Source organism: Nocardia alba NBRC 108234, from assembly GCF_001612665.1.
In the GTDB taxonomy this organism is placed as follows: Bacteria; Actinomycetota; Actinomycetes; order Mycobacteriales; family Mycobacteriaceae; genus Nocardia; species Nocardia alba.
In genome coordinates this window covers 37738-50836 of sequence record NZ_BDAX01000007.1, presented here as the reverse complement: position 1 = coordinate 50836, position 13099 = coordinate 37738, and the positions used below count along the sequence as shown (strand labels likewise).

Genomic DNA, 13099 nt, shown 5'->3' with positions numbered 1-13099 from the left:
GCTGCTGCCGCAGGTTCGCCGCGGTCGGACCGCAGATATTGCTGCATAGGTTAGGCAACCCTATCTCAATGGAGTAGGCTGCCGCCGGGGAGTACCGAATTCGCCCCGTGACGGGGCGGCGAGCAAGGAGTGATCGGCAGATGCAGACAGCACCCGCAGGCGGCGCCGGGATCGACCGCACCGAGATCCGTGCCGCGATCGCCCGCCATCTCGACATCACCCCCGATGCCGTCGCCGGGGCCGACGATCTGATCCAGCTCGGTCTCGACTCCATCCGCACCATGAAGCTCGCGGGCGCCTGGCGCAAACGCGGCATCGCCGTGAACTTCGCGCTCCTGGCCGCCCACCCCACGGTCGACGCCTGGTACGCCCTCCTCAACGGGGCCGACCCCGAAAACCTGTCATTAGACGGTGCCCTACCGGGCGTCGTCGACTCGGCAGCTCTCCCGAACCTCGTGGACTTGCCAGACGGTGTCCGACCGGGCCCCGTCGACTCGGCCGCCGGGCACGCCGCACCCACGGACGACACCGCCGCGAGCGAACCGGCGATCGTTCCCGACGACGGCACGCCGTTCGCCCTCGCCCCCATGCAGCACGCGTACTGGATCGGACGCTCCGACGCGCAGGAACTCGGTGGCGTCGCGGCGCACCTCTACGTCGAATTCGACGGCGCCGACGTGTATCCCGAGCGGCTCGAGCAGGCGGTCGGGCAGCTGCTGTCGCGCCATCCCATGCTGCGCACCCGGTTCCTGCCCGACGGCACCCAGCAGACGCTCGACCGGCCCGGTCGCGCGGTGTTCGGCGTGACCGATCTGCGCGAGGTACCAGCTGTCGAGGCGCAGCGGCGGCTCGAGGAGCTGCGTGGCGCGCGCACGCATCAGCGGATGGCGGTGGAGGACGGCCAGGTGATCGATATCGCGCTCACCCGTCTCGCCGACGGCCGCACCCGCCTGCACCTCGACGTAGACATGCTCGCCGCCGACGCGATGAGCTATCGCATCCTCATCACCGACCTCGCCCGGCTCTACCACGGCGAACAGCTACCGCCGCAGGACTACACGTTCCGTCAGTACCTGGCCGAGCACCGCCACGACAGCACCGCGACCCAGCAGCCGGACACGGTCGCGGGCGCAGGGCAGGGCGCGAGCGCCATCGCCGACGAGCGAACCCGTGACCGCGCCTGGTGGCAGGACCGCCTGAGCGAGCTGCCGGGTGCGCCGGAACTGCCGCTGGCCCAGCACATCTCGGAGCCCAACCGGACGATCCGCCTGCACCGCTGGCTCTCCCCGCAGGCCAAGGCCCAGGTCTTCGACGCTGCCCACGCCCGGGGCATCACCCCGGCGATGGCGCTGGCCTCGGTGTTCGCCGAGACCATCGGCGGCTGGTCGGCCCAGCGCCGCTTCTTGCTGAATCTGCCACTCTTCCACCGCGAACCGGTGCACCCGCAGGTGGACGGCGTCGTCGGCGATTTCACCTCCTCGGTCCTGCTGGAAGTCGACGTCACCGAGCCCGCCACCGTCGCCGACCGGGCCCGCGCCCTCCAGCAGCGCCTGCACGAGGCGGGCGCGCACTCGGCGTACTCGGGTCTGGAGGTCCTGCGCGATCTCGGCCGTCATCGCGGGGAACCGGTGCTGGCTCCCATCGTCTACACCAGCGCCCTCAACCTCGGCGAACTCTTCCCCGACACCGTCACCGCCACCTTCGGTGACCCCGTCTGGATCATCTCCCAGGGCCCGCAGGTCCTGCTCGACGCCCAGATCACCGAGGTCCGTGGCGGTCTGCTGCTGAACTGGGACATTCGCGAATCGGCCTTCCCCGCCGGCGTGGTCGACGCCATGTTCGCGCGCTACATCGAAGCGATCGAACGGCTCGGCGGCCAGCCTTCCGAGTTCGCCGAGGCCGGTTCGTCGGAGTCCGGCGGTGCCCAGCCGAGGGAGACCGAGCAGGTCTCGCCGGTGGTGCCCGCCGACGCGGCCGGACGCGCTCGGTTCACCGGGGGAGCCGGGTGGCAGGCCGAGGCCGGGGTGCGAATCCCGGTGGAGCAGGCAGCTACTCGGGCGCGCGTCAACGCCACCGGGGGGCCGGTGAGTGGCGGACTGTTGCACACCGGGTTCTTCGCGAATGCTGCCACCAACCCGTCCGCGCCCGCTGTGCTGTGGGAGCCGACCGGGCAGCTGACCTACGGCGAGCTGGCCGCCGACGCGCTCGCGGTGGCCGGTGCGTTGCGGGAAGCCGGTGTGACACCGGGTGATTCGGTGGCGGTGCAGCTGCCGAAGGGGCCCGATCAGATCGTCGCGGTGCTCGGGGTGCTCGCGGCGGGTGCGGTGTACGTGCCGATCGGGTTCGATCAGCCTGCCGCTCGTCGCGCCGAGATCCTCGGCACCGCGGGTGCCCTCGCCGTGCTCACGGTCGGCGGTGCACGGATTCCCGACGTGCGCGCGATCGACCTCGCCGAGGCCCGCACACACCGGGAACCGTTGGCGCGCCCCCTCTTCGGTGACCCGGAGAACATCGCCTATGTGCTGTTCACCTCCGGCTCCACGGGTAAGCCCAAAGGTGTCGAGGTGTCCCATCGCGCCGCGATGAACACGATCGACGACCTCAACGAACGTTTCGCCCTCGGCCCGGCCGACCGCGCGCTCGGCCTGTCGGCCCTCGAATTCGATCTCTCCGTCTACGACATCTTCGGCCTGCTCGCCGTCGGTGGCGCGGTGGTCACCGTCGACGAGGCGCAGCGCACCGACCCCGCCGTCTGGGTCGAACTCGTTCGCCGCCACCAGATCTCGATGCTCAACTGCGTTCCGAGCCTGCTCGACATGCTGCTCACCGCCGCGCCGAGCACCGAGTCGCAGCCGCTTGCCTCGCTGCGCGCGGTGATCCTCGGCGGTGACTGGGTCGACGTAGCCCTGCCCGCACGGCTGGCCGCGGTGGCCCCGAACAGCCGTTTCGCCGGACTCGGCGGCGCCACCGAGACCGCGATCCACTCCACCATCTGCGAGGTCGTCGACGCGCGGGTGCCGGTCGAATGGACCGCCGTTCCCTACGGCACCCCGTTGCGCAATGTGCAGTGCCGCGTCGTCGGCCCGGCGGGCAACGACTGCCCCGATTGGGTCAGTGGTGAGCTGTGGATCGGTGGGGATGGTGTGGCCACCGGCTACCGCGGCGATCCCGAACGCACCGCCGACCGCTTCGTGACCCACGAGGGTCTGCGCTGGTACCGCACCGGCGACCTGGCCCGCTACCTGCCCGACGGTGGCCTGGAATTCCTCGGCCGCGCCGATCACCAGGTCAAGATCCGGGGCTACCGGGTGGAACTGGGTGAGGTGGAGAGCGCGCTGCGCGCCGTGCCCGGTGTCCGCCACGCGGTCGCCGCGGTGGTCGGCACGGCCGCGCCGAAGCTGGTGGCGCTGGTGGTGCCGACTCCCGGCACGGCCATCGATGTCGACACGGTGCTGGCCGCGACCGCCGAACTGGTCCCGGTCTACATGGTGCCGACCCGGCTCGAACTGCTGGCCGAGTTGCCGCTCACCTCCAATGCCAAGCCCGACCGCAAGGCCATTCGCGCGGTGCTCGACAAGGGTGAGGGCACCGACGAATTCGTCGCTCCGCGTACCGATCTCGAACGCGCGCTCGCCGCGGTCATCGCCGAGGTGCTGGTCACCGAGCAGATCGGTGTCACCGACGACTTCTTCGCGCTCGGCGGCGATTCGGTGCTCGCCACCACCGCCGTGGCCCGCATCCGCGAATGGCTCGACGCCCCCGACACCATCGTCGCCGACCTGTTCACCGCCCGCACCGTCGAAGGTCTCGCCGCGCGCATGTCGCAGCGGGAGGCCGAGTCCGGTGACACGGGCAGGTTGGCCGCGGTCGCCGCGCTGTATCTGGAAGTCGCGGCGATGACCGATGACGAGATCCTCGCGCAGTCCTGATGACCTGCGACGCTGCGGCGAACCCCGTACCGGCCCTTGTCGATTCGCGTATCCGCCCAGCGTCGCTACACTTTCGCCAGTGAGCAAGTGGACTACCGCGAACCTGCCGGACCAAACCGGCCGCACGATCGTCGTCACCGGTGCCAACAGCGGTCTCGGCGCCGCCACCGCGCGGGCGTTGTCGACGGCGGGTGCGCGCGTGATCCTGGCCTGCCGCGATACCGCGAAGGCCGAGCGGGTGGCCGCAGGGCTGCCCGGTGCCACCGAAGTGCGTGAACTCGATCTGGCGAACCTGAATTCGGTGCGCGCCTTCGCCGACTCGATCGAGCGGGTCGACGTGCTGATCAACAACGCCGGCGTCATGGCCCTGCCGTTGCGCCGCACCGCCGACGGTTTCGAAATGCAGTTCGGCACCAACCATCTCGGCCACTTCGCGCTCACCAACCTGTTGCTCGACCGCATCACCGATCGCGTGGTGACGGTGTCGAGCGTCGCGCATCGCACCGGCAGGATCGATCTGGCCGACCCCAACTGGGAGCAGCGTCGCTACGACCGCTGGCTGGCGTACGGCCAGTCCAAACTGGCCAACCTGATGTTCGCCTTCGAACTCCAGCGTCGGCTGGCGGGTGAGGGCGCCGCGGTGATCTCGGTGGCCGCGCATCCCGGTTACGCCGCCACCGACCTCATGTCGCACACCGAGTCCATCCAGGACGCGATCATGTGGGTGGGCAATCGCACGCTCGCCCCCACCGCCGAAGCGGGCGCGCTGCCGACGCTGTTCGCCGCCACCGCCGCCGTGGCGCCCGGCGCGTTCTACGGTCCCGACGGCTTCCTCGGTCTGCGCGGCTACCCCGCCCGCGCGGGCAGCGCGCGCTCGGCGCGGGATCGCCGGGTCGCCGCCGAGTTGTGGGAACTCTCCGAGAAGCTCTGCGGCCTGATCTGATTCGGTGATCGGCGTCACACGCGCCGATGTCACACCGTGTGCGGCTGCCTCGTCGTCTCTGTGAACCCCACGACGAAGGAGTCATCATGGAAGCGCGCTTCAACCTCTACGGCAACCCCATCACCGCGAGTTTCAGCAAGCGAATGGTCATGGCGGGCAAGGTTATCGACGATTCACCGCTGCCGAAGGCCACCTACGAACTGGTGAAGATCCGGGCCTCGCAGATCAACGGCTGCAGCTACTGCGTCGACATGCACACCAAGGACGCCGCCCACGCGGGCGAATCCTCGGTGCGGATCAACCTGGTCGCCGCGTGGCGCGAGACCAATGTCTTCACCGAGGCGGAACGGGCCGCGCTGGCCCTCACCGAGGAGGCGACCCGCACAGCCGACGGCGGCCACGTCAGCGACGACACCTTCGCCCAGGTCCGCAAGCACTACGACGACGACCAGATCGCCGGTCTGATCGCCGCCATCGCGATGATCAACGCCTGGAACCGGCTCAACGCGATCGCCCACACTCCCGCCGGTGACTACGTCCCCGGGCAGTGGGGCTGATCAACAGGTACTCGTGCTCGGCCGCCCCACCACGAGGGTCGGCCGAGCATCCGGCGCTAACGTCGGGGGCGGTATTCCAGCTGTTCACAGCGCCCGCGTCGGCCTTCGACCCCCGAACGTCGCGAGCCGTTCGCGGGGGCGCGATGTGACGGTCCACACGTCGGGCGACCGTAGCTCACCTTCCGCTCTTTCGCCGGTGGTAAGGTTCCCTCATGCAGCGCGCATATTTCTGGTTTAGCGGTCCGGCCCTGGGTGGGCCGGTCAGCGACCCTGCGCGCTGACTTCTTCCACCTCGAGCCGGATAACGCCCGGCTCGACGGTAGCGATTTCCGTGGGTCGGCCTCTCAACGCAAAGGACCCACATTCTCATGACCACCGCAGCTGATGTCGATTCACGCCATTCCGATCTCGACGACCAGCGCACGCTCAGCGTCAGCCCCCTGCGCTCGCCCGCCGAGGTCCGCATGGTCCACCGGATCACCGACGACCTCGCCGACACCGTGCGCGCGGGCCGCAAGGCCACCGTCGACGTGCTCAACGGCGGCGACGACCGCCTCATGGTGATCGTCGGCCCGTGTTCGGTGCACGACCCCGCCGCCGCGCTCGAATACGCCCGCAAGCTGGCCGAGAAGGCCGAGGAGCTGAGCGACCGGCTGCACATCGTGATGCGCGTGTACTTCGAGAAGCCGCGCACCACGCTGGGCTGGAAGGGTCTGATCAACGATCCGCACCTGGACGGCTCGTTCGACGTGAACACCGGCCTCGGCATCGGTCGCAAGGTGCTCGTCGACATCACCGCCCTCGGCCTGTCGGTGGCGTGCGAGTTCCTCGACCCGATCACCCCGCAGTACATCGCCGACCTCGTCTCCTACGGCGCGATCGGTGCCCGCACCGCCGCCAGCCAGGTGCACCGTCAGCTGTCGAGCGCGCTGTCGATGCCGGTCGGCATCAAGAACGGCACCGACGGTGACGTGCAGGTCGCGGTCGACGGTGTGCGTGCCGCCGCTGCCAGCCACGTCTTCCCCGGCACCGACCTGGACGGGCGCTCCGCGCTGATCCGCACCACGGGCAACCCCGACTGCCACGTCATCCTGCGCGGCGGCAGCAACGGCACCAACTTCGACGCCGCCTCCTGCGCCGAGGCCAAGCTGCGCCTGGAGAAGTCGTCGCTGGCCCAGCGCCTGGTCGTCGACGCCAGCCACGGCAACAGCAACAAGGACCACAACAAGCAGGTCGACGTGGTCACCGATATCGCCGACCGGATCGCCGCCGGCGAGCAGGGCGTGGTCGGCGTGATGCTCGAGTCGTTCCTCGTCGCGGGTCGCCAGGACCTGACCCTCGGCAAGGCCGACGACCTGACCTACGGCCAGTCCATCACCGACGCGTGCATCGACTGGAACACCACCGCCACCCAGCTCGACCGGTTGGCCGACGCCGTGGCCGCGCGCCGCGGCTAGTTCCTCGATCGACAGTGCGGGCCTCGGATTCCGGGGCCCGCACTGCTGTGTCTACTGGTTCTGCACCGCGAGGCGTCCCGCGAGAGCTACGAAGGAGACCCCGAATACCCGCCGCATCCACCGGACCACCACCGGGCGGGACAGCACATAGGTGCGCATCGCGGCGGCGACTGCGCCATAACCCGCGAACACCACGAACGTGACCAGCATGAACAACCCGCTGAGCTCGAGCATGCGACCCAGTGCGTTCGGTGCGCCGGTCGGTACGAACTGGGGCAGGAACGCGAAGAAGAAGATCGTCACCTTCGGGTTCAGGATATTCAGCAGCACCGCCGAGGTGACGACCTGCCGCGCCGACGGCTCCACCTCGGTGCCTTCCTCCGGGATCGCGAGTGCGCCTCTGTCCCGCAACGTATTCCACGCCATGTACAGCAGATACGCGACACCGAGATACTTCAAGGTCTGGAACGCGACGGCACTGGTGTTCAACAGCGCGGCCAGCCCCGTGATCGCCGCGAGCATGTGCGGAACGATCGCCACTGTGCACCCGAAGGCGGCGATCACGCTCGCCTTCGTTCCCCGGGAAAGTCCGGCCGCGAGCGTGAAAAGGGCGCCCGTCCCCGGCGTGGCGACGATGACAAGCGTGGTCAATGCGAACTCGATGCTCATCTCCCGCAGCGTAACTGCCGTTCGACCGTGGGAAAATACCTCGCGGCGTCGGTTCGGAACGGGGCCGTCGGGCCGCTTCGCACCGCGATGACATGGTCGGCCGCCGTCGGGCGGTGGAAGTGTCGGGCCTGCGGAGCGGCAGACTGAGCGGTGATGAAGCTTCCCGAACTTCCCGACCTTCCGGTGCGACCGGAGCTGGCGCGGATCACCGCGACGTTGGCTGACCGCGGGGTCGCGGTGCTGGTCGCGCCGCCGGGTACTGGTAAGACCACGTTGGTGCCGTTGGCGCTGGCGGCTGAGTCGGCGGGTCGGATCGTGGTGGCCGAGCCGCGCCGGTTGGCGGCGCGCGCGGCGGCGGCGCGGATGGCGGCGTTGCTCGGGGAGCGGGTGGGCGAGACCGTGGGGTACGCGGTGCGGGGCGATCGCAAGGTTGGCGCACGGACCCGGATCGAGGTGGTGACCTCGGGGTTGTTGGTGCGGCGGTTGCAGAGCGATCCGGAGTTGGCCGGGGTCGCCACGGTGGTGCTCGACGAATGTCACGAGCGGCATCTGGACGCCGACCTGTTGCTTGCGCTGTTGCTCGACGCGCGGTCGGGGTTGCGTCCGGATCTGCGGGTGCTCGCCACCTCGGCGACAGTGGCCGCCGATCGGTTGGCACAGTTGCTCGTCGCCGGTGAGAGCGGGACCGGCGCGGCGGCCGGCCGGGACGGAAGCGGAGCTCCGGATGTCGTCGGTGGCGACGGGGACGGGCTGGGTGGAGATCCGGCGGCGCGACGGAGGGGGCCGCGTGCCCCGGTGCTGGAGGTGCGGGGGCGGACGTATCCGGTCGAGGTCGACTACCTGCCCGCGCTGCCCCGCGAGCGGATCGAAGCGCAGGTCGCGCGGGCCACCCGCGTGGCGCTGGCCACTATCGACGGTGATGTGCTCGTCTTCCTGCCCGGCGTCGGCGAGATCAACCGCACGGCAGGGCTTCTACGTGACCTCGACGGTGTCGACGTGGTCCCGTTGCACGGCAGGCTCGCGGGCGCGGCGCAGGACCTGGCACTGCGGCCGGGATCACGGCGGCGAGTCGTCTTGTCCACTGCCGTAGCCGAATCCAGTCTCACCGTTCCCGGAGTGCGTGCTGTGGTCGACTCGGGTCTGTCCCGCGTGTCCCGGGTCGATCACCGGCGCGGCCTCTCCGGCCTGGCGACAGTGCGGGTTTCGGCTGCCGTGGCCGAACAGCGCGCGGGCCGCGCAGGCCGGGAAGCGCCGGGGCATGCCTGGCGTTGCTGGCCCGAATACGAGCACCAGACCCTGCCCGCCTATCCCGAACCCGAGATCCGCACCGCCGAACTCACCCGTCTCGCACTGGAATTGGCCTGCTGGGGTACGCCGGACGGCACCGGCCTCGCCTGGTGGGATGCCCCGCCGGAAGGTGGTCTGGCGGCAGCTCGCACCGTCCTTCGCGCCCTCGGCGCGCTCGATGAAGCCGACCACATCACCCCACGCGGCAAGGCCATGGCTGCCCTCGGCCTACACCCGCGCCTGGCCCGCGCCCTCCTCGACGGCACGGCCCGAGTGGGTGCGAAGGCCGCCGCCGAAATGGTCGTACTGATGGACGACGACTCCCTCGCCGACACCGTCGACGCGGCGGCGGCCCTGCGCGCCCTGCGCGCCGAACAGCCGACCCGGTGGGTCCGCGAAGTCCAGCGCCTGACCCGACTCGTCACGAACCTGTCACCCGGTGAAGAGCCCGACCGACCGGGCGCCGACGGCCCGCGCGATGGGGTCGCGCCCGAGCCGGGGCGACGCGATCGGTCGGGTTCCGCTGGCCCGCAGACCGATGTGCCGCACGGGGTGGGTCCGCGTACGGTGTCCGGCTCGGCGCACGGGCAGCCGGGTGGACGTGACCGTGGCGTCGGCCAGGTCGGGAACGAGAGTGGGGGCTCGGGAACGGATGTCGCCGCACTGTTGATCGCGCTGGCGCAGCCGGAGCGGTTGGCTCGGCGGCGGTCGAATGGGTCGTCCACCTATCTCCTGGCGGGCGGTACCGCGGTGACAGTGCCGCCGGGGTCGGGGCTGGCGGCGGCGGAGTGGCTCGCGGTGGCGGTCGCCGATCGTGACCCAGGGCGAGCCGAGGGACGAATTCGATTGGCGGCCATCGCCGATGAGGATCTCGCGCGGGCAGCCGCGCCGGGGTTGGTGGTTGCGGCCGATGAGGTGCGGTGGGACGGCGGTGACGTGGTGGCTCGACGGGTGATGCGATTGGGCGCGATCATGCTGTCGGCGAAGCCTTTACGTCAGCCCGCACCGGCTCTGATGGAACAGGCTGTGCGGCAAGGGCTTCGAGCCGAAGGCCTCGGCCTGCTCCGCTGGAGCGATGACGCGCGAAACCTGCGCAGGCGCCTGGACTTCCTGCACCGCACCCTGGGCACGCCGTGGCCCGCCGTCGACGACGACACCCTCCTCGCCGACCTCGATACCTGGCTCGGGCCTGAACTGTGCACCGCCCGAAGCCGTTCCGATCTCGCCCGGGTCGACGCGGGCACCGCGCTGCGCCGCCTACTCCCGTGGCCCGACGCCACCCGGCTGGACGAACTGGCACCCGAACGCCTGGAGGTCCCCTCCGGTAGCCGCGTCCGCCTCGACTACTCCGCCGATCAGCCGATCCTCGCGGTCAAGGTCCAGGAGATCTTCGGCTGGACCGACCCGCCCACCCTCGCCGACGGTCGCGCGCCCCTGCTGCTGCATCTGCTCTCCCCGGCCCAGCGTCCCGTCGCCGTCACCGCCGACCTGGCCTCCTTCTGGAAGACCGGCTGGCCCCAGGTCCGCGCCGACCTACGCGGCCGCTACCCCAAACACGCCTGGCCCGAAGACCCGACCACGATCTCGGCGCACCGAGGAACGGCTCGCCGAGCCACCAACCGCCCGAACTGACTGTTCACCACACCGAGCTGTGCCCGCCGCTGCTGGGAACGGATCCCCGGCAATGCGACAGGCCTCGCCCAGGCGCTCGCCACGAACGCGACGGTGATCTCACCCCCGTGGGAGCGGGATGGCTCGGGCGGCGATGCGATCGGCGTCCAACTCGGTCGGCCATCCGTCGGCTGGTACGGCAGGGTCTGCCCGGAGCCGCGCCGCGACCCATTCGTCGACCCGTTCTCCGCGCTGCACGCCGCCCGATCGAGCCAAGCCCTCGTAGTGGAAACCGTTGCGGCGGACGGCGGCGGCCGAGGGAATGTTGCCCACGATCGCGCGCCACATGATCCGGTCGAGCGCCAGACCGTCGGCGGCGAAACCGAACTCGCAGACCAGGTTGATCGTGCGCGACATCAGGCCGCGCCCACGGTGCGCGGGCGCGAGCCAGAAGCCGATCTCGCAGGCGCCCGGCCCGCGCGCATGCAGGCCGACCATGCCTTCGACCCGGCCGTCCTCGGCGGTGCGGATGGCCCAGACCGGGGTGTTGTCCGCCCAGCCGGGGGCCACGATCCGGTCGAGGAATTCCTCGGCCTGGCTGCGGTGGTACGGGACGGGGATCGTGGTCCAGCGCTGCACATCGGGGTCCTGGCAGCACTCGACGATGCGGTCGATATCGGCCCCGGTCGGGCGGATGAGCCAGACGGTGCCGTCGGTGAGCGTGTGCTCGTACATGCGGCCAGCTTGACAGCTCACACCGAATTTCTCGCCCGGATTTTCACGGCCTGCCCGCACCCGGCGCGGGCGCGGGAAAGACCACGACCTGTCCGGTCGGGCCGGTCGCCTCGGTGTCGCCCCAGCTCTGCCCGACGACGAACAACCGCGGATCCCCGTCCCGGCTGAGCGTGCACGAGAACGCCCCACGGTCGAGCCGGACCCGCGCCGACACCTCGCCGCCTTCGCGGACCCGCACACAATGCTGGTTGCCCACATCGGCGTACCAGACCTGGCCGTCGGCATCGAGGCAGATTCCGTCGGGATGATCGCCCGGCGTCGCCGCCCAGACCCGGCGATCGCTGAGCCCGCCGTCGGCCGCGATCGTGTAGGCGGTGAGCTGATTCGCGTACGACTCGGCCACGATCAGCGTCGCGCCGTCGGCGGTGATCGCCATGCCGTTGGGGAAGGCCAACCCGTCGGCGACCTGCCGCACGTCACCGTCGGGCGTGACGCGCGCGATGATGCCCGGCACGAACTCCCCACCGGGGAAGTCGAAGCCGATGTTGTCGACATAGGCATTGCCGTGGTCGTCGATGACGATGTCGTTCCATGGCTTGTCCGAGACCGGCGCGAGATCGGCGTAGGCCACCAGCGACCCGTCGGGATCGCGGCGCAGGAGCCGCCGGCTCGCGGAGTCGACGATCACCAATCGCCCGTCGGGGAGGAAGTCGATACACATCGGGAACGACGGAACCTCGGCGACGACCTCGGCGCGACGATCCGCGTCGAGCACGATCACCTGGTTCGCGCCCCAGTCCGCGAACCACAGTCGACCGTCGTGCCAGCGCGGCGACTCGCCGAACATGATTCCGGTCAGCACAACCTCGGGTGTAGTCACGCGGCGCCGTCCTTCGGGTAGGCAGTAGTAATTGTGTAGACGACGCGACGTGCTCGAAATCACCGGTGCCGACCCGTTGGGCCGAGCGCGAGTGGGTACTCCGTAGGATCGAGATCGATGGTTTCCCCGTTTCTCGCAGACCTGTTCGAATCGCATCGAACGCACTTGCTTTCGGTCGCCTACCGGCTCACCGGAAGCGTTGGCGACGCCGAGGACGCGGTGCAGGAGAGCTGGCTGCGGATGGCGGGGGTGCACCAGTCCGAGATCGACGATCTGCGCGCCTGGCTGACGATCGTGGTCAGCCGCATCTGCTTCGACCACCTGCGTGGCGCCGCGGTGCGTCGCGAAACCTATGTGGGGCAGTGGCTTCCGGAGCCGATCGTCTCGGCCGCCGTGTCGTCGCGCACATCCGATCCCTTGAACGTGGTGGTCCGCGATCGGGACAGCCGGATGGCGGCGATGGTGGTGCTCGACGCGCTGACGCCGCAGCAGCGGGTCGCGCTGGTGCTCCACGAGGGGCTGGGAGTGTCGTTCGCCGAGATCGCCGAGATCCTCGGCGTTTCCGACGATTCGGCGAGGCGATCGGCGGTGCACGCGAGTCGGGTGGTGGCGGGCGCGCCGGAGCCGGTCACCGACGAGGTGCACGATCAGGCCGTGCGGCGGTTGCTCGCCGCACTGGCCACCGGTGATGTCACCGCGACAGCCGCCACGCTGCACTCGGAGGCGACATTCACCGCCGATGCGGGTGGGGCCGTGGGGGCCGCGCTCGATGTTGTCGCCGGACAGGAGAACGTCGCCCGCCTGGCGCTCGAACTCTGGAGCAGACATCAGGCGGAATCCGGGCTGGAACTGGTCGTTGCCAGGGTGAACGGGCAATCCGGGCTGGTGATCACCGACCCGAACTCGCCGTTCGGACGGCCGGTACGGGTCATGGCCTTCGCGGTGCGAGACGAAAAGATCTGGGCGACTTACGATTTCGCGAACGTGGCGAAACTGTCCGGCGCCCGCCTGCGCTGACCCCGCAGCGCGGT

8 protein-coding genes and 2 pseudogenes are annotated in these 13099 nt (G+C 70.1%); 7 read left to right on the top strand and 3 right to left on the bottom strand.

Annotation, left to right across the window (positions count from 1 at the left end):
• Positions 1-140: 140 nt before the first annotated feature.
• The 5 genes and pseudogenes from NA12_RS35035 to NA12_RS09645 form a co-directional block, all read left to right on the top strand.
• Positions 141-1880: pseudogene (locus tag NA12_RS35035) on the top strand (condensation domain-containing protein); the annotation flags it as partial.
• A gap of 108 nt (positions 1881-1988) precedes the next feature.
• Positions 1989-3929, top strand: a pseudogene (locus NA12_RS35030) (non-ribosomal peptide synthetase); the annotation flags it as partial.
• Positions 3930-4008: 79 nt separating this feature from the next.
• Positions 4009-4872 (top strand): oxidoreductase, encoded by an 864-nt coding sequence (locus NA12_RS09655; protein ID WP_067448530.1) that lies wholly within the window; start codon positions 4009-4011, stop codon positions 4870-4872.
• Between the two features lie 86 nt (positions 4873-4958).
• Positions 4959-5429, top strand: a complete 471-nt coding sequence (locus NA12_RS09650; RefSeq protein ID WP_067448527.1) for a carboxymuconolactone decarboxylase family protein — start codon at positions 4959-4961, stop codon at positions 5427-5429.
• A 368-nt stretch (positions 5430-5797) separates the two neighbouring features.
• Positions 5798-6886: a 3-deoxy-7-phosphoheptulonate synthase gene (locus tag NA12_RS09645; protein WP_067448526.1), complete on the top strand. Its 1089-nt coding sequence runs from the start codon at positions 5798-5800 to the stop codon at positions 6884-6886.
• Between the two features lie 51 nt (positions 6887-6937).
• Here NA12_RS09645 and NA12_RS09640 read toward each other — a convergent pair whose 3' ends face one another.
• On the bottom strand, positions 6938-7555 hold the full coding sequence (locus tag NA12_RS09640; RefSeq protein WP_067448524.1) for a LysE family translocator: 618 nt from the start codon (positions 7553-7555) through the stop codon (positions 6938-6940).
• Between the two features lie 153 nt (positions 7556-7708).
• Here NA12_RS09640 and NA12_RS09635 point away from each other — a divergent pair, with 153 nt between their 5' ends.
• Entirely contained in the window at positions 7709-10474 is a 2766-nt protein-coding gene (locus NA12_RS09635) for an ATP-dependent RNA helicase (RefSeq protein ID WP_067448522.1), read from the top strand.
• Between the two features lie 99 nt (positions 10475-10573).
• Here the strand turns inward: NA12_RS09635 and NA12_RS09630 are convergent, their stop codons facing one another.
• Positions 10574-11188 carry a GNAT family N-acetyltransferase gene (locus NA12_RS09630; protein ID WP_067448520.1) on the bottom strand — a complete coding sequence of 205 codons (615 nt, stop codon included), beginning with the start codon at positions 11186-11188 and terminating at the stop codon, positions 10574-10576.
• Positions 11189-11231: 43 nt separating this feature from the next.
• Positions 11232-12068: an SMP-30/gluconolactonase/LRE family protein gene (locus tag NA12_RS09625; protein WP_207905650.1), complete on the bottom strand. Its 837-nt coding sequence runs from the start codon at positions 12066-12068 to the stop codon at positions 11232-11234.
• 117 nt (positions 12069-12185) lie between these two features.
• Between NA12_RS09625 and sigJ the strand changes: the two genes are divergently transcribed.
• Positions 12186-13085, top strand: coding sequence for an RNA polymerase sigma factor SigJ (sigJ, locus tag NA12_RS09620; RefSeq protein WP_067448518.1), 900 nt, complete (start codon positions 12186-12188; stop codon positions 13083-13085).
• Positions 13086-13099 lie beyond the last annotated feature (14 nt).

Coding starts and splice junctions, on each gene's coding strand:
- NA12_RS09650 (WP_067448527.1), top strand. CDS start 4,959: ATGGAAGCGCGCTTCAACCTCTACGGCAACCCCATCACCGCGAGTTTC.
- NA12_RS09645 (WP_067448526.1), top strand. CDS start 5,798: ATGACCACCGCAGCTGATGTCGATTCACGCCATTCCGATCTCGACGAC.
- NA12_RS09640 (WP_067448524.1), bottom strand. CDS start 7,555: ATGAGCATCGAGTTCGCATTGACCACGCTTGTCATCGTCGCCACGCCG.
- NA12_RS09635 (WP_067448522.1), top strand. CDS start 7,709: ATGAAGCTTCCCGAACTTCCCGACCTTCCGGTGCGACCGGAGCTGGCG.
- NA12_RS09630 (WP_067448520.1), bottom strand. CDS start 11,188: ATGTACGAGCACACGCTCACCGACGGCACCGTCTGGCTCATCCGCCCG.
- sigJ (WP_067448518.1), top strand. CDS start 12,186: ATGGTTTCCCCGTTTCTCGCAGACCTGTTCGAATCGCATCGAACGCAC.